This is a genomic window from Allobosea sp. (assembly GCF_035999205.1).
Taxonomy (GTDB): Bacteria; Pseudomonadota; Alphaproteobacteria; order Rhizobiales; family Beijerinckiaceae; genus Allobosea.
Genome location: NZ_DASYHA010000018.1, coordinates 69,364 through 88,937, shown reverse-complemented (window position 1 = coordinate 88,937; position 19,574 = coordinate 69,364). Strand labels below are relative to the sequence as shown.

Below are 19,574 nucleotides of genomic sequence, written 5' to 3'. Positions count from 1 at the left end.
TCGCGCAGGGCAGACCCGCCTTCAGTGCGAGAGCAGGCAACAGACCGGCGTGGTCTCGATCAGGTCCTGCGTGACGCCGCCGAAGATCCATTCGCGCATGCGGCTGTGGCCATAGGCACCGGCGACGATCAGATCCGCACTCTGCTGGCGCACGAGTTCCGCAATCTCGTCGACGACATACTCGCCGCGGTCGGGCCGCTGCACGGCACGAGCCGCGATACCGTGCTGGGCGAGATAGCCGCAGACCTCCTGCGCCGGGTGGTCACCATCATCGGCCCCGACCGTGAACACGCTGACCAATTCGGCACGCGCCAGGAAGGGCAATGCGTCCCGGACGGCGCGACGGGCCTCGCGCGTATCCTTCCACGCCACAACGACACTCCTTGCCGCCAGCGTCTCGACGCCAGGCGGAACCACGAGGACCGGCCGCCCGAGCTCCAGGACGATGTCGCCGGGCGCCACGCCCATGCGGCCCAGAGCCTCGTCATCCGGCCCCTGGCGGGCAAGGATCACCAGATCGGCGGCGCGGGCCTGCGTCAGCACAAGACTGCGCGGCTGCTCGACCGCGCAACGCCAGACCAGATCCGCGCCGGCCGCAACGCGACGGAACAGAGCCTCGGCCTTGGCGAGATCCTCCTGCACGACAACGCGCGCATTCTCGACGAGAACCGCATCGACGATGCCCGTTCCATCGCCGAAATAGGGCAACTCGACCTCGTCCCCCCCGGTGCCAATCAACCGGCAGGACAGCTCCCGGGCGAGGCGGGCGGCGAAGCGGACCGTCGCCTCCGCGCCTGCGCCGAGATGAACGGGGACGAGGACGCCGCCATAGCGCGGAGTCTCGGCAGAGGGGCGGATCGACGACATGGCACGACCTCCGTCAGGCTCTGGATTGCTGCGGGCCGCTCAGCGGGTGCCGGCTGGCTCGGACGTCCCGGCCGGGCGGATGGCGACGACCCTGTAGGGCTGGAAATCGCCGTCCTGCTCGCGAATCGAGACGTATTCGCCGAGCGTGAAGCGATGACGATCGAGCTTGTAGCCGACCTCGTCGTCGTCGGGGGAAGCGTCATCATAGTCGATGCCCCAGCTTGCCCCGCCTTCGCCGCCCGCACGGTGCAGGAGCCAGCCATGGCGGTCGGGTTCGCCCGGGCGAAAGCGCCGCACCCTGCATCTGTCACGCACGCCGTGCCATTCGCTGGCGACGAGGCGCCCCTCGGCATCGAGCGGTGCGGTGATCTCGTAACCGTCGCGACTATTGCCCTCGGGGTACGAGGCGGTGCGGCCGAGATGCAGTGAAATGCGCTGGAGCATCGGAGCCCCTCCTGAAGGATCGTCCTTGGACGCAGTCTTCCACCGATCCGCGACAGACAGATTGATCCAGCGCAACATGGCGGCGGCGTCTTCAGGCACACTGCGGGGCGCCGATTTTACACGAGGAGTTGAGCCATGCTCAAATCGATCAAGAGCGTTCTCGTCGCCTTCACCGAAGAGGGGCGCGGCGAGAAGAGTTCCGCCCTTGCCTACGCGCTGTCGCTGTCGCAGCAGGCCGACGCGCATCTGACGCTGCAGGCCGCCTCGATGCGCTACGCCATTCCGGCTTCGCTGGTCGGAGCGTTCGGCGCCGAGTTGGTCGCGACCGAAAACCGCCGGATCGAGGCGCTCGCCGAAGCCTTCGCGGAGAAGGCGAAAAGCAGCGCCGATCTCGCCGGCGTCACCACCACGGTCGAGACGCCGACGCTGGTCTACGCCAACCTCTGCGACAGGCTGCTGGCCTATGCGCGGGTCCACGATCTCGCAATCCTCGACATGGAGAAGGACCCTGTGCAGCGCGACCGCGGCATGATCGAGGCCGTGCTGTTCGAGAGCGGGCGCCCGGTACTGATCGTCCCGCCGAGCTGCGAGACCTTCTCGGCGAAGCGGGTCCTGATCGCCTGGGACGGCAGCGCCGCCGCCGCGCGCGCGGTCGGCGACGCCATGCCCTTCCTGGATGAGGCCGACGAGGTCGAGATCCTTTCCATCAGCGGCGAGAAGGATCTCTCGACCTCGATCGCGGGCGCCGATCTGGCGCCTCACCTGGCGAGGCACGGCATCGCGGTCACGGTGCGCAACGTGGCGCTGACGCAGCCAGACGTCGCCGGCGAGATCAGGCACGCGGCGACGAGCTTCGGTGCCGATCTCGTGGTCTGTGGAGCCTACAAGCATTCACGCTTGCGAGAATGGCTGCTCGGCGGCGTGACGCAGTCGCTGCTCAAGGACAGCACCCTGCCGATCCTGATGAGCCACTGATCGGAAGCCGGTCAGGGAGGCATCAGCCCGGGGCCTCGTCTGCCGCGTTCAGCCAGCCGCTTTGTGCCAGAACGGCGCGTGCCAGCTCTGCCGACGACCGCTGATCGGTGTCGATGAGGAGAAAACCGTCGCCCCGCTCATCGCGCATCCTGCGTGACTGCCGCAGGCTGCGTTCGATCTGGCCTGCGCGACCAGCCCCCTGTTCCCGTTGGTCGAGGCGTGCCAGCAAAGACTCGTCGCTGGCGCGCAGGCGCACGACGGTGATCTGCGCATCGGGGATGGCGGCGAGGATCCAGCGCTTGTCGAAATCGACATGGAGCATGACGCCGGACATCAGCAGGCGCTGGTGCCCGAGCGCGCGATAGGTGCTCCAGAGCGCAGCCAGATTGAGCTGGCTGACATCGCGCGCGCCGGGCGCCAGAGTTGCCAGCGCCTCGGCGTTGGGCTTCGGGAAGACGCGATCGAGCTCGTCCGTCTCGATCGCAGCATGGGCGATGCCGGCCGCAGCCAGCAGACCGCCCATTTCCCAGCACAGAGTCGACTTGCCGACACCGGCCGGGCCGGTGATCAACAAGATCTCGACGGGAGTGCCAACCAGGGTGGCGATCAGGCCACTTCCTGCTTCATCTTCTGCGAGCGCTTGCGCTCGTTCGGGTCGAGCACGGCCTTGCGCAGTCGGATCGACTTCGGCGTCACCTCGACCAGCTCGTCGTCGTCGATCCAGGCCAGCGAACGCTCCAGCGTCATGCGGATCGGCGGGGTCAGACGAACCGCCTCGTCCTTCGACGTCGTGCGAATGTTGGTGAGCTTCTTGCCCTTGAGCACGTTCACCTCGAGATCGTTCTCGCGGGTGTGCTCGCCGACGATCATGCCCTGATAGACCTTCCAGCCGGGCTCGATCATCATCGGGCCGCGATCCTCGAGGTTCCACAGCGCATAGGCCACGGCCTCGCCGGTCTCCATCGCGATCAGCACGCCGTTGCGGCGGCCGCCGATCTCGCCCTTGTAGGGGAGATAGTCGTGGAACAGGCGGTTCATGATCGCCGTGCCGCGCGTGTCGGTCAGCAGTTCGCCCTGATAGCCGATCAGGCCGCGGGTCGGAGCGTGGAACATCAGGCGCAGGCGGTTGCCGCCGGACGGCCGCATCTCCAGCATGTCGGCCTTGCGCTCGGACATCTTCTGCACGACGACGCCGGAATGCTCCTCGTCGACGTCGATGATGACCTCCTCGATCGGCTCCAGGAGCTGGCCCGACTCGTCGCGCTTCAGCACGACGCGCGGGCGCGAGACGCCGAGTTCGAAGCCCTCGCGACGCATCGTCTCGATCAGGATCGCAAGCTGCAATTCGCCACGGCCGGAGACGATGTAGCTGTCCTTGTCGGAGGCTTCCTCGATCTTCAGCGCGACATTGCCCTCGGCCTCCTTGAACAGGCGGTCGCGGATGACGCGGGTCGTGACCTTGTCGCCCTCGGTGCCGGCCAGCGGCGAGTCATTCACCATGAAGGTCATCGAGACCGTCGGCGGGTCGATCGGCTGGGCCTCGATCGGCTCGGTGACCGAGGGGTCGCAGAAGGTGTCGGCGACGGAGCCCTTCACCAGGCCCGCGATCGAGACGATGTCGCCGGCGACGGCCTCCTCGATCGGCTGGCGCTCGAGGCCGCGGAAGGCGAGGATCTTGGTGATGCGGCCAGTCTCGACCGTCGAGCCGTCGCCCGAGAGCACCTTGATCGACTGGTTCGGCTTGGCCGAGCCCGAGGTGACGCGGCCGGTGATGATGCGGCCGAGATAGGGGTTGGCCTCGAGCAGCGTCCCGATCATGCGGAACGGACCTTCCTCGACCTTGGGCTCCGGCACATGCGAGAGGATGAGGTCGTACATCGGCGCCAGGCCCTGGTCCTGCGGGCCAGCGGGATCATGCGCCATCCAGCCCTGCTTGCCCGAACCGTAGAGGATCGGGAAATCGAGCTGCTCGTCGGTCGCGTCGAGCGCGGCGAAGAGATCGAAGACCTCGTTGATGACCTCCTGGACGCGGGCGTCGGGCTTGTCGACCTTGTTGATCGCCACGATCGGGCGCAGGCCGAGCTTCAACGCCTTGGAGACCACGAACTTGGTCTGCGGCATCGGGCCCTCGGCCGCATCGACCAGCACGATGGCCGAGTCGACCATGTTGAGGATGCGCTCGACCTCGCCGCCGAAATCGGCGTGGCCGGGGGTGTCGACGATGTTGATGCGCGTGTCCTTCCAGACGACCGAGGTCGCCTTGGCCAGAATCGTGATGCCGCGCTCCTTCTCCAGGTCGTTGGAGTCCATCACGCGCTCGATGACGCGCTGGTTGTCGCGGTACGTGCCCGACTGCTGCAGCAGCTTGTCGACGAGCGTGGTCTTGCCGTGGTCGACGTGGGCGATGATGGCGATATTGCGCATGGACATGCGGGTCGGGGCCTTTTTCATGGCCACAAGCCGGCGAGGATCGAAGCCCCGTCGGCGCAGCCCTAGTTTCGAGAATCTGGATTTCGCTGCGCCGCACATAAACCTTGGCGACCGTTTCGGCAACCGTGGCGGTCGATTTTGCCTGCCGCAGGGTGAACGGCGATAGCCGGCGGAGGCAGGCTCGCTTGGCCGGAATAGCTCCAGGAACCGGTCCGCAGCGTGTGGCCGCGCCGGATATCGGTCCAGAACTTCAGCTTTGTGCCGTCGTGGCCCGGATGCGCGCCTCGATCACGGCGCGGCTGACCTGATCGAAAACGAGGCGATAAGCCGCCACGGCGGATGAATCGAGATCGCCCTGGCCGAAATCGCCGAGCACCTCCAGCAGGATCGCATCGGCCTCGGCCCGGCAGCGATCGAGCGTCTCGATGTCCGAGGTGCTGCGGATCGTGGGCAGGAGCGCGAGCAGGCGGTCGAGCCCCATCATCGCCCGCTTGCGCCGCGCCGCGCTTTCGCGCCCGAGAAGACCGGCGGCGCCGGTGCCGAGCAGGGACATCCCCATCACGCCGAGATAGAACCAGTCGCCATAGCGCTCGAAGAAGGTCTTCTGCTCGCCGTCGATGAAGGCAGCGGCTCCGGCATGGACCGGCAGCGGCGCATCCTTGTCGGTAGCCGGCGTTTCCAGCCCCTGGATCTGCGGCAACTCTGCAGCGAGCGTCACACGCAGCCCGAGCAGGGCGCTGACGAGACTGCCGACGACGTCCTCGTCCAGATCCTGAGAGGCGACGAGCCGCGAAGTGATCGCGATCGTCGGCAGATTCTCCGACGGACGCGGCGGATCGCCCCCAAGCGCGCCCCTGACGATCTCGCCGGTCTCGATGGTGCGGACCCGCGCAGAAAGGGCATCAGCCTCGCGGACCGGGATCAGCACGGGATCCTCGCCCCAGGCCGAGCGCAGGCGGCCGGATGCGTCGCCGCTGGCACGGGCACCGACGGCGGTGATCGAGAAGAAGGCGTCGATCCGCCGCTCCTTCGCCGCCGGGACGATCTCGTCGGGCGTCAGCCCGACGATCGTCACCTCATTGGGATCGACCTCGTACTGCGCCAGAACGAGCTTCAGCAGCGCGACGTTGCCGGCGGGATTGCGCACCACCCCGACCTTGCGGCCGCGCAGATCGGCGATACGGCCGATCGCGCTGTCCTTGTCCGTGATCAGGAAGGGAAAGGAACGGCGCGTGATCAGGGCCGTGTCGGCCTTGGCCGGCAGGGCGATGTCGGGGCGGACGATCGCGAGCTCGGCGTCGCCGCCATCGACCTTGCGGGCACTTTCTTCCGAGCCTTCGGTGAGGATGAGCCGGAGACGGATCTGCGATTTCTCGCGGTTCAGCCCCTGCACGAAGCCCGCAGCCATACGGGCATCCTCGGAACCGAGCGGGCCGACGGCGAGGCGCAGCGTCCGCGGCTGGCTGACGACATAGAAGATTGCCGCGGTGATGCCGGACATCGCCAGCAGCCCCGCCAGGATCGTGAAACGGCGCCGTCCCCTGCCGAACAATTGAATCTGCCCGCTCTGCCGCCGCTCTGGCCCGTTGCCTCGACGATCAGCATTGCTTTGTCTGCCATCATGTCGCAAGTGCGGCGCCGATCACCTTCGTGCTAAGGCGAGGCCATGTCAGCATCGAGTTCTCCCCTGGCGGTCAAGATCTGCGGCCTCTCGACGCCGGAGACGCTACGCGCGGCCCTGGACGCGGGAGCCGACATGATCGGCCTCAACTTCCATCCGAAGAGCCCGCGCTATGTCACGCTCGAACGCGCCACCGAACTGGCCGCGATGGCCCGGAGCCGCGCGCAGATCGTCGCGCTCATCGTCGATTGGGACATGGCGCGGGCGGTCGAACTGGCCAAGACGCTGCGCCCCGACTGGCTGCAGCTGCACGGCGCGGAGACGCCGGCCCAAATCCGCGAAATCAAGGCCGCGACAGGCCTGCCCGTGATGAAGGCACTCGGCATCGCCAGCGCCGATGATCTCGCCGAGGTCGCGGCCTATCGCGATGTCGCGGACCGCATCCTGCTCGATGCCAAGCCGCCCAAGGGCGCGGCCTATCCGGGCGGGCATGGCAAAGTCTTCGACTGGAGCCTGCTGGCCGCGCTCGACCCCGCTTTGGGCTTCATGCTATCGGGCGGGCTCGATCCGGCGAATGTCGGCCAGGCGATCACCATCGTGCGGCCGTGGGGCGTCGACGTCTCCTCCGGTGTCGAGAGTGCGCCCGGCATCAAGGACAGCGGCCGGATCAGGGATTTCGTCGCAGCGGCACGCGCCGCCGCGACAGCGACAACAGAGGCAGGCCGGACATGAACGCGCCCCAGACCCCCAACACCTACCGCAACGGCCCCGACGAGAACGGCCGCTTCGGCATGTTCGGAGGCCGCTTCGTCGCCGAAACGCTGATGCCGCTGATCCTCGAGCTGGAACAGGCCTATGAGGCCGCGAAGGCGGACCCGGCCTATCACGCCGAGACCGCCAATGGGCTGAAGCATTATGTCGGCCGCCCCTCGCCGCTCTATTTCGCCGAGCGCCTGACCGAACACTTCCGCAGCAAGGCGGCCGCCGCCGGCCAGCCGGGCGGCGCCAAGATCTACCTGAAGCGCGAGGAGCTGAACCACACCGGTTCGCACAAGGTGAACAATGTGCTCGGCCAGATCCTGCTGGCACGGCGCATGGGCAAGAAGCGCATCATCGCCGAGACGGGTGCCGGCCAGCACGGCGTCGCCACCGCCACCCTCTGCGCCCGCTACGGGCTGGAATGCATCGTCTATATGGGCGCCGTCGACGTCGCCCGGCAGGCGCCCAACGTCTTCCGGATGAAGATGCTCGGGGCGACCGTGGTGCCGGTCGAGTCCGGCACCAAGACGCTGAAGGATGCGATGAACGAGGCCCTGCGCGACTGGGTCACCAATGTCGCGACGACGTTCTACTGCATCGGGACGGTCGCCGGCCCGCATCCCTACCCCGCTATGGTTCGCGATTTCCAGTGCGTGATCGGCAACGAGACGCGCGCGCAGATGCTGGAGCTCGAAGGGCGCCTGCCGGATTCGCTGGTCGCCTGCATCGGCGGCGGCTCGAACGCGATGGGCCTGTTCCATCCCTTCCTCGACGATCCTTCCGTCGAGATCTACGGCGTCGAGGCAGCCGGCCATGGCATTCCGTCCGGCCTGCACGCGGCCTCGCTGACCGGCGGGAAGCCCGGCGTCCTGCACGGCAACCGGACCTATCTGCTGATGGACGAGGACGGCCAGATCAAGGATGCGCATTCGATCTCGGCCGGGCTCGACTATCCCGGCATCGGCCCGGAGCATTCCTGGCTGCACGAGACCGGCCGCGCGAACTACATCTCGGCGACCGACGACGAGGCGCTGGAAGCATTCCAGCTGATCTCGAAGCTGGAAGGCATCATCCCGGCGCTCGAATCCGCCCATGCGCTCGCCCGCGTCGCCGATCTCGCTCCCCAGAAGCCGCAGGACCATCTGATGGTGGTCAACCTCTCGGGTCGCGGCGACAAGGACATCCCGCAAGTCGCGGAGATCCTCGGCGGGGTCTGACCGCCGGGCATCGCTGCCCCCACAGCCCGCGATCAGTACCTCTCGACTCTTCGCCGCAAAGAAGTGACCATAGGTCATGTGGCCGGGCCCTTCCCGGCGCGTCGTTGCGTGGGGCGGGACCGGGCCATTGGGGGGCGGCGGTAACGACAGCCGGATGGACGGATGCGCGCAGGCCCCTACCGGTCTGCCGGTCGAGATCGCTTTTCTCGCGCGCCATGGCGTGGCGTCTGCCGCGCTTGCGCTGGTCGCGCAGCAGGCCGGCCGACGCGGCACCGAGCCGGCGCGAGATGTGCTTGCCCGCGGGCTGATCGACGAGGACGGCTTCTACCGCGCCCTCGCCGCCGAGCTCGGCCTGCCCTTCCATACCGGCGAGTTCGATCTCATGTCCGGCGGCGACCATGCTGCGATCCTGCGCGGCGGCATCGCGCCGGCCGCCGGCGAGGCGTCGCGACGCCTGCGCTTCGTGCTGGCCCCCGAAGGACCGGCGCTGCGCCGGATGCTGGAGGCGGGACCGCGCCAGCGCGACGACATCGCCATCGTCACGCCGCGTCGGTTCGGCGACGCGCTGCGCCGCGCCAACGGCGCCACGCTGGCCCGCCGGGTCGCCGATCTCGATGAGGCCGGGCTCGGCCGTGACAGCGCCCGCACCGGCGCGACACGCGGGCAGCGCATTGCCGTGGCGCTTGGAGCTGCAAGTGCCGCGATCGGCGGGGTCGTCGCGCCGCTGGAGACATTCTTCGGCATCGCATCGCTGCTCGGGCCAGTGTTCCTCGGCCTGATCCTGTTGCGGCTGGCTGCCGCGATCGAGCGGCCCGCGCCGGACCTATGGCAGGAGCATCGCTGGCGCGTCGATGATGCGCGGTTGCCGGTCTATACCGTCGCGGTGCCGCTCCACCGCGAGGAGGCGGTGCTCCTCCAGCTCCTGGCGGCCCTGGCGGCGCTCGACTATCCTGTCGCCAAGCTCGACATCCGCCTGCTCGTAGAAGCCGACGACACCGGCATGCGGACGGCGCTCGCCCAGATCGCCCTGCCGCCCCATGTCAGCGTCACCGTCGTGCCGCCCGGCCCGCCCCGAACCAAGCCGCGGGCACTCAACCTTGCCCTGCTCGAAGCACGGGGCGCGCTGTTCACGATCTTCGATGCGGAGGACATTCCCGATCCGCAGCAATTGCGCATGGCGGCAGCCCGCTTCCTGCGAGCGCCTGACGAGCTTGCCTGCCTGCAGGCGAGGCTCGTGATCGACCATGCGGATGAGGGATGGCTGCCGGCGCTGTTCGCGCTGGAATATGCCGGGCTGTTCGAGGTGCTGAACCCCGGGCTGCTGCGCTCCGGGCTGCCGATTATGCTGGGCGGCACCTCGAACCATTTCCGCACGCAGGCGCTGCGGGCGATCGGCGGCTGGGACGCCTGGAACGTGACGGAGGACGCCGATCTCGGCGTGCGCCTCGTCCGGTCGGGCTACCGCATGGGCGACCTGCCGTCCGACACGCGCGAGGAGGCGCCACTGACGCTGCCTGCCTGGCTGAGGCAGCGCTCGCGCTGGATCAAGGGCTACATGCAGACGCTGGTGACGCATTCGCGTGCGCCCATCCGAACGCTGCACGAAGCCGGCCTGCCGGCCACGCTCGCTTTCCTCTCGCTCGGCCTAGGCACCGTCGCGACCGCGCTGGTCTATCCGGCCTTCGCCGCCGCGACGTTCATCGCCCTTCGCGAGGGCTCGCTGCTGTCGCCGACTGGCGCCTTCAGCAACCTGACCTCGGCGGTAGCGGTGACGGTCTGGACACTCGGCGTGATCGCCCTGTTCCTGCCGCCGGCCATCGGCGCGTTGCGACGCCGCGCCCCCCGATTGCTGCTGTTCCTGCCGCTGCTGCCGTTCTACTACGGCCTCGTCTGCATCGCCGCCTGGATGGCGCTCTACGAGTATCGGGCACGCCGCTTTGCGTGGAACAAGACGACGCATGGCCTGGCGCGCCAGCGCGCGCCCCTTGCCGCTCCCGAGCCGCCCTACAGGTGACGCAGCCACTCCTGCGCCGCCTGAGCCGGCGGCTGCTCGATATTGAAGGCGCCGACAAAGCTGCCGTCCTTCGCCATCAGATAGACCAGCGCCGTATGGTCCATGGTGTAGTCGCTGTCCTTGGTCGGCACCTTGCGGGCATAGGCGCGATAGGCCTTGATCATGGCATCGATCGCCGGCCGGTCACCGCTCAAGCCGATGATGCGCGGGTCGAAGGAGCCGAGATAGCTCTTCATCACCTCGGGCGTGTCGCGCTCGGGATCGACGGTCACGAACAGCGCGCGCAGCTTCTCGCCCTTCGGGCCGGCCGCCCGCAACACCTCGGAAATCTCGAACAGCTTGGTCGGGCAGATGTCGGGGCAGTGGGCGAAGCCGAAGAAGACCAGGAAGGGGGCACCGCGCAGATCCTTGTCCGTCAGTGTCTTGCCATCCTGCGTGGTGAGCGAGAACGGGCCCCCGACGCTCGCCGTGCCAGACTGCCCCTGCCGGCTGGGCGAGAAGGTCAGGATCGCGGCGGCGGCGAGCGCCAATGCGCCGGCGAGGAAGACGACGAGGGGCAGGACGAGACGGCGGTTCACGGGAAGGATCCTGGTTTGCGCCCCGAAGCCCGGGCGCTGGCAGCTGACGCTCTCAGAAACAGGCGACGATGGCGGCGATGAGGCCGTCGGTGAAGAGGCGATCGCCCTCGCGCCACCAGAGCAGCAGGCCGGCCAGCACCAGGGTGAGCGCGCCGCCGGCGAGCAGCGCGATACCGAGACGCGACGGCCCCGCTGCGACGGCTGCGGCGCTGTCCTCGGGCTGGCTATGGTGAGCCTGTGTCATGGCGCCAACATAAACGCCCGCCGCTCCGGTCGGAAGCGGTGTTCGTGACGCAGGCGAAATGCGATCGATCTCGGAAGTTCCGTCCTCTCATCGTCTTTTATTTCCGGAACCGATCCGAGCCGGGTGCCGTTTCTTTGGGCAACAGCGGCCAGCGCCGCCAGCCCTTGGAGAACGACCATGAAGAAGCTGCTTCTCGCAACGATGATCGCCTCAGTGACATCCCTCGGCGCCTTGGCACAGACCGCGACGACCTCGCCCATGCCGGCGCCCAAGGGGGAGGCCGACAAGAACGCGCCCTTGCCGGGCGCCAACAGCTTCACCGAAGGCCAGGCCAAGAGCCGGCTCGAAGCCAACGGCTATTCCAACGTCACGGCCCTCAAGAAGGACGAGAACGGGGTCTGGAAGGGCTCGGCGATGAATGCCGGCGCCAAGGTCAACGTCTCCGTCGATTATCGCGGCAACATCACCCGCAACTGACTTCGTCCTCTTCTGTCTGCCTGCATTCTGGAGGTCCCAAATGACCCGCATCATCACCCGTTCCTATGACAGCTACGAAACCGCGGCTGCCGTCGTCGAGAATCTGGAAGCTGCCGGCATCTCGTCATCCGATATCAGCGTGATCGGCCACGATGAGCGCACCAAGGAGAGCAACGCCGCCGAGGGCGCCGGCATCGGTGCCGGCGTCGGCGGTGCCGCCGGCCTGCTCGCCGGCCTCGGCATGCTTGCGATCCCCGGCATCGGCCCGGTCGTCGCGGCGGGTTGGCTCGCCTCGACCGCCGCTGGTGCGGTCGCCGGCGCTGCCGCTGGCGGTCTCGTGGGCTCGTTCACCAGCGCCGGCGTCGACGAGGGCGAAGCGCATTACCATGCCGAAACCGTGCGTCGCGGCGGCACCGTCGTCTCCGTGAAGGCCCCCGATGCCCACGCCGCCGAGGTCGAGGCGATCATGGACGGCGCCACGCCGATCGATCGCGACACGCGCACGGCCGAGTATCGCCGCGAAGGCTGGACCCGGTTCGACGAGAGGGCCGATCCGTACAAGGTGCCGCTCGTCTGAGACCGGCAGCCTCGAAAACAACAGCCTCCGGGGCCCGCCCCGGAGGCTGTTGGTCTAAAGGGTAGGGCTCCGGCAGGGTCGCGATGCGAAGGGCAGGGCCGACGACCTTGCGTCAGGGCACGCACCCGATAGGCTGCCTCGTTGGGGTCGCGATCGCCGCGGCACCCTGCAGCAGCGGGCCTACCCGACGATGACGATGACTGAAGCGACCTATTTCGCCCGCCTTCGGGATCTGCAGAGCGCGGCATGGCCCCCGGGCATCGCCCGCCAGCCGCATTACCCGCTGGGCGAAATCGCAATCAGCGAGCATCTGCGCGAATGGGCCAGGCGACAGCCCACCAAGCCGGCCTGCATCTTCTACGGACGCGAGGTCAGCTACAGCGAGCTGGACGATCTGAGCGAGCGCTTCGCGTCGCTTTTGCACAAGCATGGCGTTCGACCCGGTGACCGCGTTGCCGTGTTCTTGCCCAATAGCCCGCAATTCATGCTGGCCTTCTTCGCCATCCTCAAGCTCGGCGCCGTGCATGTGCCGGTGAACCCGCTCTTTCGCGAGGCCGAGCTCGCCTATGAGCTGAACGACACCGGTGCCAAGATCATCGTCTGCCTGGACAGCCTGATGCCGCTGCTGCGCCAGGTCCGCGGCCAAACGCCGGTCGAGACCGTCTTCGTCACGAGCTTCGCCGAGATGCTCCCGAATGTGCCCAGCATTCCCGTGCCGCCGGCCCTGCTCCAGCCGAGGATCGCCTGCGACGACGCGATCGACCTGCTGCCGGCATTGGCGCAAGTGACGGCATCCGCGCCCGCTCTCGTGCCCGATCTCGATGCCGTGGCCGCGCTGAACTATACCGGCGGCACCACCGGCATGCCGAAAGGCTGCATCCACACCCAGCGCGACATGCTCTACACGGCCGGCACCAGCCTGGCCGCGAGCTTCGCGCTCTCGCCCGAGGATGTCGTCGTCAATTTCGTACCGATCTTCTGGATCGCGGGCGAGGATACGGGACTGCTCTTCCCGATGGTCGCCGGCGCGACCGTCGTGCTGATGGCGCGTTGGGACGCCGTGGGCTTCATGACCGCGGTCGAGCGCTACAAGGCGAGCTTCGCCTATCTGCTCGTCGACAACACGGTCGAGATCCTCGAGCATCCGCAGGCGAGCGCCTTCGACCTGAGCTCGCTGCGGAAGGTTCGGGTCTCGTCCTTCGTGAAGAAGCTGAACCCCGACTTCCGCGCGCGCTGGCGGGCACTGACCGGCGCCGAGATGATCGAGGCCGCCTGGGGGATGACCGAGACCCACACGATGGACAGCTTCACCATCGGGATGCAGCAGGAGGATTTCGACCTGTTGTCGCAACCGGTCTTCGTCGGATTGCCGGTGCCCGGCACCGACTTCAAGATCTGCGATTTCGACAGCGGCGCCCTGATGCCGCTCGGCGAGACCGGCGAGCTCTGCGTGCGCACGCCCTCGCTGTTCAAGGGCTACTGGAACAAGCCCGAGGCGACGGCCGAGTCGATCCGGAACGGCTTCCTGCACACTGGCGACATCGGCGTGATCGACGAGCAGGGCTACCTGCACTTCCTCGGCCGCCGCAAGGAGATGCTCAAGGTCAAGGGGATGAGCGTGTTCCCGGCCGAGATCGAGGCAATGCTAGGCCAGCACCCCGCCATCGCGGGATCGGGCGTCATCGGGCGCGAGGACAGCGAGCGCGGGCAGGTCCCCGTCGCCTTCATCGCGCTCGCCGAGGACGCCGCCAGGCTGGACGCGGCGGCGCTCACCGCCTGGTGCCGCGAACGCATGGCCGCCTACAAGGTGCCGGAGATCCGGCTCGTCGCCACCCTGCCGATGACCGCGACCGGCAAGGTCAAGAAGGAGGAGCTGCGCGCGCTGCTGTGAGCGGCCGCGCAGCCTCGCGGTCAACCGGTCAGACCGGCTTCGCCGCGACCGGCGGGGTGCCGTGGGTGTGGAAGCTCTCGATCGTCTTGAGCCCCCAGGCCTGCCCCTTCTTCCGCTCCGTCTCGGTCCAGGTCACGGTCTCCCAGTCGGGATCGAGGATCAGGCGCGCGCCGGCATTGGCGATCTCGACGCGGTTTCCGGCCGGCTCGTAGACGTAGAGGAAGAAGGTCTGCTGTACGGCGTGCTTGTGCGGACCGGTTTCGATGTGGACGCCGTTCTCGAGGAAGATGTCGGCCGCCTCCAGCACATGCTCGCGCTGGTCCACCGCATAGGTGACATGGTGGAAGCGACCGGTGCTGCCGGTGTAGTCGCGGGTATAGGCGATGTCGTAGCTCTTGTTGTTGACGGTGAACCAGCAGCCGCCGACCTCTCCTGAATCCAGGACGATCTGCTCCGTCACCCGGCTGCCCAGCGCCTTCGGCATGAAGTCGCGGATTACGCCGACATCGCGCGCGAGCAGATTGAGATGGTCGAGCCGCCGCACGGCACAGCCACGGGAATGGTTGCGCTGCGGCTGGTTTTTCAGCGCCGGCTTCTCATGCGGCGGGGCGACGTATTTGTTGGTGTCGAAATAGATCTCGAAAACGTGGTCGTCCGGGTCGCGGAAGCGATAGGCGCGGCCATGGCCGAGATCGCCCTCGACCCAGCCGATGCCGGCGCCGAGTGCCTCGATCGCGGCGATGCGGCGCAGAAGCGCCGCCTCGCTCGTGGCGCGGTAGGCGACATGGCCGATGCCGGTGGTGTCGGCAGCGGTGAGCTTCAGCGTGTGGAACTCATAGTCGTCCCAGGCGCGCAGATAGACGCTGTTGCCCTCGCGCCCGCTCTCGGTCAGGCCATAGACGTTCACGAAGAAGTCGAGGCTCTCCTGCGGCTTGTCGGTCAGCAGCTCGACATGGGCCAGATGGGCGATATCGTGGATCGGTTCGCTGCTCATCCCCAGACCTCCTTCGCGACGTCGAGGATGCGCGAGAGCTTCGCCCATTGCTCCTCCTCGGCCAGCACATTGCCCTCCTCGGTGGAGGCGAAGCCGCATTGCGGCGAGAGGCAGAGTTGTTCGAGCGGCGCATATTTCGCTGCCTCCTCGATCCGGCGCTTAAGATTGTCCTTGCTCTCGATCGCACCGAATTTGGAGGTGACGAGGCCGAGCACGACCTGTTTGTCGCCCTTGGGCAGGAAGCGCAGCGGCTCGAAGCCGCCGGAGCGGTCGTCGTCCCACTCCATGAAGTAGCCGTCGACGTCGATCTGATTGAAGACCATGTCCGCGACCGGCTCGTAGCCGCCGGAGGCGATGAAGGTCGACTTGAAGTTGCCGCGGCAGGTGTGGGTGGTGATCTGCATGTCGGCGGGCTTGGCCTTCAGCGCGGCGTTGAGCACGTCGCGATAGAGGAAGATCAGCTTGTCGGGATCGTCGCCACGCTCGGCCAGCATCTGGCGCTGCTCGGGATCGCAGAAATAGGACAGGCTGGTGTCGTCAAGCTGCAGATAGCGGCAACCCGCGTCGTAGAAGGCCTTGATCGCCTTGGCGTAGGCCTTGCCCAGATCCTCGTAGTAGTCCTCCATCCGGTAATAGGCGCTGGCGTCGATCGCCTTCCGCCCGCCGCGGTAGTGCAGCATGGAAGGGCTGGGGATCGTCAATTTCGGGACGCGGCTCGTCACCGAGGCCAGGAACCTGAAATGCGCCAGATGCGGATGGTCATCGGGAAAGTCGAGCTTCCCGGTGACACGGATGCCGTGCCCCTTGGTGGCGACGCCCTTGAACTGGATGCCTGCGTCGGTCTCGTAGGTGGTGACGCCGGTCAGGCCGTCGAGGAAATCGAAATGCCAGAAGGCGCGGCGATACTCGCCGTCGGTCACCGCCTGAAGGCCGATCTCCTCCTGCTTCCTGACGAGCTTGCGGATCTCCTCGTCCTCGACCTTCGCCAACTCGGCCTGGGTCATCTCGCCGGCGGCGACCTTGGCGCGCGCCTCCTTGACCGGCGCGCTGCGCAGCAGGCTGCCGACCATGTCGCCGCGGAACGGCGGCTTCTGTCTCCTGGTCATGCGATCTCCTCCCGTTTTCTTGTCAGGCTGCGGCGGCAAGGCCGAGATGATGTTCGAGGCGCTGCGGCTCGGCGAGCAGCGTCTCGCTGCGCTCGGCCAGCACCACGCGGCCGCGCTCGAGCACGATCGCATCGTCCGTCAGCGTGAGGATCTTGCGAGCGTGCTGCTCGATGACGATGGCGGCGAGCCCTTCCTCGCGGAACAGCGCCTTCAGCGCCTTCAGCAATTCCTCGACGATGATCGGCGCCAGCCCCTCGGTCGGCTCGTCGAGCAGCAGCAGCTTCGGGTTGAGCATCAGCGCCCGGCCGATCGCCAGCATCTGCTGCTCGCCACCCGATAGCTGGTTGCCGAGATTGCCCTTGCGTTCGGCCAGACGCGGGAACATCCGGAAGACGCGAGCCGCGTCCCAGGGGCCGGGAAGCGCGACGGCCGTCAGGTTCTCCAGCACCGTCAGCGACTTGAAGATGTTGCGCTCCTGCGGCACCCAGCCGATGCCGGCATGCGCCCTCTGCTCCGGCGAGGCATTCGTCAGGTCGCGCCCGGCGAGCGTGATCCGCCCGCCATGGCGCCGCGTGACGCCGATGATGCTGTTGACCAGCGTCGTCTTGCCGACGCCGTTGCGGCCGAGCAGCGCGAGCGAACGCCCGGGCGCGAGAACGAGATCGACGTCGAACAGCACCACAGCCTCGCCATAGCCGGCACTCAGCTTCTCGATGGTCAGCAGCTCAGGCGTGCGTGCATCAGACATGGGCGGCCTCGCCGAGATAAGCCGCGCGGACGGCCGGATCATGCGCCATCTCGTCGGGCGTACCTTCTGCCAAAACCCGTCCGTTGACGAGCACGGTGATGCGGGTGGCGAAGCGGAAGACGAGATCCATGTCATGCTCGATCAGAAGCACCGAGACGTCCTTCGGCAGCGAGTCCACGGTCTCCATCAGTTCGCGGCGCTCGGCTTCCGGCACGCCGGCTGCCGGTTCGTCGAGCAGCAGAACCGAGGGCTGCGCGGCAAAGGCGGCGGCGATCTCGATCTGGCGCTGCTTGCCATAGGGCAGCGTCGCGATCTGGCGGTCCGTGATGTCGTCGAGCTTGAAGCGCGTCAGGATATCTGCGGTCTGCGCGACGAGGTCGGCGTCCGCATCGAGCGCGCGGAAGGGATGGCTGCCGCGGCCGAGCCGCTCGGTGGTGACGAGCGCGATCATCTCGAGCGGCGTCATCGTCGCGAAGAGCTGGTTGATCTGGAAGGTGCGGGCGAGGCCGCGCCTCACCCGCTCCTCGCGCGGCAGTCTCGTGATGTCCTCGCCCATCAGTTCGATGTGTCCCGAGCTGGGCTTCAGCACCCCGGTGAGCTGATTGACGAAGGTGGTCTTGCCGGCACCGTTCGGCCCGATCAGCGCATGGCGCGCGCCCTTCTCGAGGGAGAAGTCGACATGGTCGGTCGCGGTGATGCCGCCGAAGCTCTTGCACAGGTCGAAGGTCCGGAGCACCGCGTTCATCGGCCTACTCCCCTGCCGAGCCGGGCGAAGCGCGCCGCCGCCTTCTGGACCGCACCGTGGATGATCTCGCGCCCGCCGAGCACGAACAGCACCAGGAAGAGGCCGATCCAGAACATCCAGTATTGCGGCGTGAGGGTCGCGATCACGTCCTGCAGCAGCTTGAAGGCGATGGCTCCGATGAGGCCGCCATAGAGATAGCCGGCGCCGCCGATGATCAGCACCAGCATCAAGTCCGCCGAACGGTGGAAATCGAGGACGTCGAGCGAAACAAACTGTGTTGTCTGGGCGAGCAGCGCGCCGGCTGCGCCGGCATAGGCGGCCGCAAGCGTGTAGGCGGCGGCGAGGCGCCGGCCATTCGGCACGCCCGAAGCCGAGGCCCGCAGCGGGTTGTCGCGAATGGCGCGCAGGCTGAGACCGAAAGGCGAATTCGTCACCCGCCTCGCCGCCAGGAACAGCACGAACAGCACGCTCAGCGAATAGAGATAGGCGGTGCGGCCGAAGATATCGAACTCGAACAGGCCGAGGATCGGCCCCATCATGATGCCCTGCAGCCCGTCGGCGCCGCCGGTCAGCGAGCCGAAGGAATTCGCCAGCTCGTAGAGGATGAGCGCGACGCCGAGTGTGATCATGAGCCGGGTCAGGTCGGTGCCGCGCAGAACGAGCGGGCTGGTGAGGAGCCCGAGCAGCCCCGCCGCACCCATGCCGACCGCCAGACCCGCGAGCGGATCGGCACCGACATGCTTGGCGAAGAGCCCGGCGGCATAGGCGCCCATGCCGAGGAAGGCCGCATGCCCCAGCGAGACGATGCCGGCATAGCCGAGGATCAGGTCGAGCGAGAGCGCGAAGAGGGCGAGGATCGCGATCTCGTTGAGCAGCAGCAGGTTGCGCGGGAACAGCAGGTAGGCCGCGAAGGCGAGCAGCCAGAATGCGATCTCCGCCGGATGCCAGCGCCGGCCGGCATAGAGCGCCTGTCGGACACGGGCCTCGATGGTTTCGGCTCTCATGCCCGCGCCCTCGCGAAGAGACCGTGCGGCCGGGTGATCAGGAGCGCGACCATCAGCGCGTAGATGATGAAAGCTCCGACCTGCGGCACGAGATATTTGCCAACCACGTCGGCGACGCCGAGCAGCATCGCAGCGAAAAAGGGGCCGGTGATGCTGGAGGTGCCGCCGACGGTGACGACGATCAGGAAGTAGATCATGAACTTCAACGGAAAGCTGGGATCGAGACCCATCAGTTCGACGCCGAGCGCCCCGCCCAGCCCCGCGAGGCCGCAGCCCAGCGCGAAGGTCAGCGCGAAGAGCCGGTTGACGGGAATTCCGAGGCCACGCGCCACGCGCGCATCGTCGACCGCGGCGCGCAGCCGGCTGCCGAAGCGCGTGCGGGTGAAGCCCCATTGCAGCGAGATGGCGAGGAACCCGCAGATGGCAATGACGAAGAGACGATAGCGGCCGATGCCGATGCCGGCGATCTCGAAGCGTCCCTGCAGCCAGGCTGGCAGCCGGACGAATTGCTGCGTCGAGCCCATCAGCCAGTCGGTGCCGGCCACCGCCATGAAGACCAGCCCGATCGAGAACATCACCTGGTCGAGATGGCTCTTGGCGTACATCGGCCGGTAGACCAACCGCTCCAGCACGATGCCGACCAGCGCCGTCGCGAGGAAGGCGAGCGGCAGACTCGCCAGGAAGGGCAGGCCGAGCCGCTGCATCGCGAGCACGGCGACATAGCCGCCGAGCATCGCGAAGGCGCCATGCGCGAGGTTGACGAAGTTCATCAACCCCATCGTCACGGAAAGCCCGCAGCCGAGGACGAACAGCACCATCCCGTAGGCGATGCCGTCGAACAGAATGGTCAACATGCGTGTCTGTCCAGTCGGAGCGGCGTGCC

Annotated in this window: 20 protein-coding genes; 7 read left to right on the top strand and 13 right to left on the bottom strand. The window is 67.4% G+C overall.

All coding sequences use genetic code 11. The features are described from left to right. Positions 1–21: 21 nt before the first annotated feature. Complete coding sequence (locus VGN82_RS06465; RefSeq protein ID WP_327526177.1) at positions 22–867, bottom strand: universal stress protein; 846 nt, start codon at positions 865–867, stop codon at positions 22–24. A 39-nt stretch (positions 868–906) separates the two neighbouring features. Beyond that, on the bottom strand, positions 907–1,311 hold the full coding sequence (locus VGN82_RS06460; RefSeq protein ID WP_327526176.1) for a hypothetical protein: 405 nt from the start codon (positions 1,309–1,311) through the stop codon (positions 907–909). Between the two features lie 135 nt (positions 1,312–1,446). On the opposite strand from VGN82_RS06460, the gene VGN82_RS06455 reads away from it, so the two are divergent. Beyond that, the gene (locus VGN82_RS06455; RefSeq protein WP_327526174.1) at positions 1,447–2,286 is read left to right on the top strand and encodes a universal stress protein; all 840 of its coding nucleotides are present in this window, start codon (positions 1,447–1,449) and stop codon (positions 2,284–2,286) included. Positions 2,287–2,308: 22 nt separating this feature from the next. Here VGN82_RS06455 and VGN82_RS06450 read toward each other — a convergent pair whose 3' ends face one another. The 3 genes from VGN82_RS06450 to VGN82_RS06440 all read right to left on the bottom strand — a co-directional run bounded on the left by VGN82_RS06450 (position 2,309) and on the right by VGN82_RS06440 (position 6,268). Further along, a complete protein-coding gene (locus VGN82_RS06450) occupies positions 2,309–2,857 on the bottom strand; it encodes an ATP-binding protein (protein ID WP_327526173.1) in 549 nt (182 codons plus the stop codon). A gap of 35 nt (positions 2,858–2,892) precedes the next feature. Further along, a complete protein-coding gene (gene typA, locus VGN82_RS06445; RefSeq protein WP_327526473.1) occupies positions 2,893–4,716 on the bottom strand; it encodes a translational GTPase TypA in 1,824 nt (607 codons plus the stop codon). A gap of 250 nt (positions 4,717–4,966) precedes the next feature. Then, positions 4,967–6,268, bottom strand: a complete 1,302-nt coding sequence (locus VGN82_RS06440; RefSeq protein ID WP_327526172.1) for a TAXI family TRAP transporter solute-binding subunit — start codon at positions 6,266–6,268, stop codon at positions 4,967–4,969. A 114-nt stretch (positions 6,269–6,382) separates the two neighbouring features. Here VGN82_RS06440 and VGN82_RS06435 point away from each other — a divergent pair, with 114 nt between their 5' ends. The 3 genes from VGN82_RS06435 (at position 6,383) to VGN82_RS06425 (ending at position 10,327) form a co-directional block, all read left to right on the top strand. Then, positions 6,383–7,069, top strand: a complete 687-nt coding sequence (locus VGN82_RS06435) for a phosphoribosylanthranilate isomerase (RefSeq protein ID WP_327526171.1) — start codon at positions 6,383–6,385, stop codon at positions 7,067–7,069. After that, positions 7,066–8,313 (top strand): tryptophan synthase subunit beta, encoded by a 1,248-nt coding sequence (gene trpB / locus VGN82_RS06430; protein ID WP_327526170.1) that lies wholly within the window; start codon positions 7,066–7,068, stop codon positions 8,311–8,313. Before VGN82_RS06435 ends, trpB begins: the two co-directional genes overlap by 4 nt. A 154-nt stretch (positions 8,314–8,467) precedes the next feature. Further along, positions 8,468–10,327 (top strand): glycosyltransferase, encoded by a 1,860-nt coding sequence (locus VGN82_RS06425; RefSeq protein WP_327526169.1) that lies wholly within the window; start codon positions 8,468–8,470, stop codon positions 10,325–10,327. On the opposite strand, the gene VGN82_RS06420 is transcribed toward VGN82_RS06425, so the two are convergent. Both VGN82_RS06420 and VGN82_RS06415 read right to left on the bottom strand, forming a co-directional pair. Next, positions 10,318–10,914 (bottom strand): SCO family protein, encoded by a 597-nt coding sequence (locus VGN82_RS06420; protein WP_327526472.1) that lies wholly within the window; start codon positions 10,912–10,914, stop codon positions 10,318–10,320. The genes VGN82_RS06425 and VGN82_RS06420 overlap by 10 nt on opposite strands. A 43-nt stretch (positions 10,915–10,957) precedes the next feature. Further along, on the bottom strand, positions 10,958–11,149 hold the full coding sequence (locus VGN82_RS06415; RefSeq protein WP_327526168.1) for a hypothetical protein: 192 nt from the start codon (positions 11,147–11,149) through the stop codon (positions 10,958–10,960). Positions 11,150–11,326: 177 nt separating this feature from the next. Between VGN82_RS06415 and VGN82_RS06410 the strand changes: the two genes are divergently transcribed. The 3 genes from VGN82_RS06410 (at position 11,327) to VGN82_RS06400 (ending at position 14,094) form a co-directional block, all read left to right on the top strand. After that, on the top strand, positions 11,327–11,626 hold the full coding sequence (locus VGN82_RS06410; RefSeq protein WP_327526167.1) for a PepSY domain-containing protein: 300 nt from the start codon (positions 11,327–11,329) through the stop codon (positions 11,624–11,626). Positions 11,627–11,666: 40 nt separating this feature from the next. After that, on the top strand, positions 11,667–12,203 hold the full coding sequence (locus VGN82_RS06405) for a general stress protein (protein ID WP_327526166.1): 537 nt from the start codon (positions 11,667–11,669) through the stop codon (positions 12,201–12,203). A 196-nt stretch (positions 12,204–12,399) separates the two neighbouring features. After that, a complete protein-coding gene (locus VGN82_RS06400; RefSeq protein ID WP_327526165.1) occupies positions 12,400–14,094 on the top strand; it encodes an AMP-binding protein in 1,695 nt (564 codons plus the stop codon). Positions 14,095–14,122: 28 nt separating this feature from the next. On the opposite strand, the gene VGN82_RS06395 is transcribed toward VGN82_RS06400, so the two are convergent. Genes VGN82_RS06395 through VGN82_RS06370 form a run of 6 tightly spaced genes read right to left on the bottom strand, consistent with a single transcriptional unit; the run spans position 14,123 to position 19,545 of the window. Beyond that, the gene (locus VGN82_RS06395) at positions 14,123–15,088 is read right to left on the bottom strand and encodes a catechol 2,3-dioxygenase (protein WP_327526164.1); all 966 of its coding nucleotides are present in this window, start codon (positions 15,086–15,088) and stop codon (positions 14,123–14,125) included. Beyond that, on the bottom strand, positions 15,085–16,194 hold the full coding sequence (locus VGN82_RS06390) for a 5-methyltetrahydropteroyltriglutamate--homocysteine S-methyltransferase (RefSeq protein WP_327526163.1): 1,110 nt from the start codon (positions 16,192–16,194) through the stop codon (positions 15,085–15,087). The genes VGN82_RS06395 and VGN82_RS06390 overlap by 4 nt, the downstream gene beginning before the upstream one ends. A 22-nt stretch (positions 16,195–16,216) precedes the next feature. Further along, positions 16,217–16,942, bottom strand: a complete 726-nt coding sequence (locus tag VGN82_RS06385; RefSeq protein WP_327526162.1) for an ABC transporter ATP-binding protein — start codon at positions 16,940–16,942, stop codon at positions 16,217–16,219. Beyond that, complete coding sequence (locus VGN82_RS06380) at positions 16,935–17,687, bottom strand: ABC transporter ATP-binding protein (protein WP_327526161.1); 753 nt, start codon at positions 17,685–17,687, stop codon at positions 16,935–16,937. The genes VGN82_RS06385 and VGN82_RS06380 overlap by 8 nt, the downstream gene beginning before the upstream one ends. Continuing rightward, a complete protein-coding gene (locus VGN82_RS06375; protein ID WP_327526160.1) occupies positions 17,684–18,691 on the bottom strand; it encodes a branched-chain amino acid ABC transporter permease in 1,008 nt (335 codons plus the stop codon). Before VGN82_RS06375 ends, VGN82_RS06380 begins: the two co-directional genes overlap by 4 nt. Next, positions 18,688–19,545 carry a branched-chain amino acid ABC transporter permease gene (locus VGN82_RS06370; protein ID WP_327526159.1) on the bottom strand — a complete coding sequence of 286 codons (858 nt, stop codon included), beginning with the start codon at positions 19,543–19,545 and terminating at the stop codon, positions 18,688–18,690. The genes VGN82_RS06375 and VGN82_RS06370 overlap by 4 nt, the downstream gene beginning before the upstream one ends. Positions 19,546–19,574: the final 29 nt, after the last annotated feature.

Excerpts from the sequence above, each read along its gene's own strand:
- VGN82_RS06410 (WP_327526167.1), top strand. The coding sequence starts at position 11,327 with ATGAAGAAGCTGCTTCTCGCAACGATGATCGCCTCAGTGACATCCCTC.
- VGN82_RS06425 (WP_327526169.1), top strand. The coding sequence starts at position 8,468 with ATGGACGGATGCGCGCAGGCCCCTACCGGTCTGCCGGTCGAGATCGCT.
- typA (WP_327526473.1), bottom strand. The coding sequence starts at position 4,716 with ATGTCCATGCGCAATATCGCCATCATCGCCCACGTCGACCACGGCAAG.
- VGN82_RS06395 (WP_327526164.1), bottom strand. The coding sequence starts at position 15,088 with ATGAGCAGCGAACCGATCCACGATATCGCCCATCTGGCCCATGTCGAG.
- VGN82_RS06400 (WP_327526165.1), top strand. The coding sequence starts at position 12,400 with ATGACTGAAGCGACCTATTTCGCCCGCCTTCGGGATCTGCAGAGCGCG.
- VGN82_RS06385 (WP_327526162.1), bottom strand. The coding sequence starts at position 16,942 with ATGTCTGATGCACGCACGCCTGAGCTGCTGACCATCGAGAAGCTGAGT.
- VGN82_RS06405 (WP_327526166.1), top strand. The coding sequence starts at position 11,667 with ATGACCCGCATCATCACCCGTTCCTATGACAGCTACGAAACCGCGGCT.
- VGN82_RS06455 (WP_327526174.1), top strand. The coding sequence starts at position 1,447 with ATGCTCAAATCGATCAAGAGCGTTCTCGTCGCCTTCACCGAAGAGGGG.
- VGN82_RS06375 (WP_327526160.1), bottom strand. The coding sequence starts at position 18,691 with ATGAGAGCCGAAACCATCGAGGCCCGTGTCCGACAGGCGCTCTATGCC.
- VGN82_RS06390 (WP_327526163.1), bottom strand. The coding sequence starts at position 16,194 with ATGACCAGGAGACAGAAGCCGCCGTTCCGCGGCGACATGGTCGGCAGC.
- VGN82_RS06370 (WP_327526159.1), bottom strand. The coding sequence starts at position 19,545 with ATGTTGACCATTCTGTTCGACGGCATCGCCTACGGGATGGTGCTGTTC.
- VGN82_RS06465 (WP_327526177.1), bottom strand. The coding sequence starts at position 867 with ATGTCGTCGATCCGCCCCTCTGCCGAGACTCCGCGCTATGGCGGCGTC.
- trpB (WP_327526170.1), top strand. The coding sequence starts at position 7,066 with ATGAACGCGCCCCAGACCCCCAACACCTACCGCAACGGCCCCGACGAG.
- VGN82_RS06435 (WP_327526171.1), top strand. The coding sequence starts at position 6,383 with ATGTCAGCATCGAGTTCTCCCCTGGCGGTCAAGATCTGCGGCCTCTCG.
- VGN82_RS06380 (WP_327526161.1), bottom strand. The coding sequence starts at position 17,687 with ATGAACGCGGTGCTCCGGACCTTCGACCTGTGCAAGAGCTTCGGCGGC.
- VGN82_RS06460 (WP_327526176.1), bottom strand. The coding sequence starts at position 1,311 with ATGCTCCAGCGCATTTCACTGCATCTCGGCCGCACCGCCTCGTACCCC.
- VGN82_RS06415 (WP_327526168.1), bottom strand. The coding sequence starts at position 11,149 with ATGACACAGGCTCACCATAGCCAGCCCGAGGACAGCGCCGCAGCCGTC.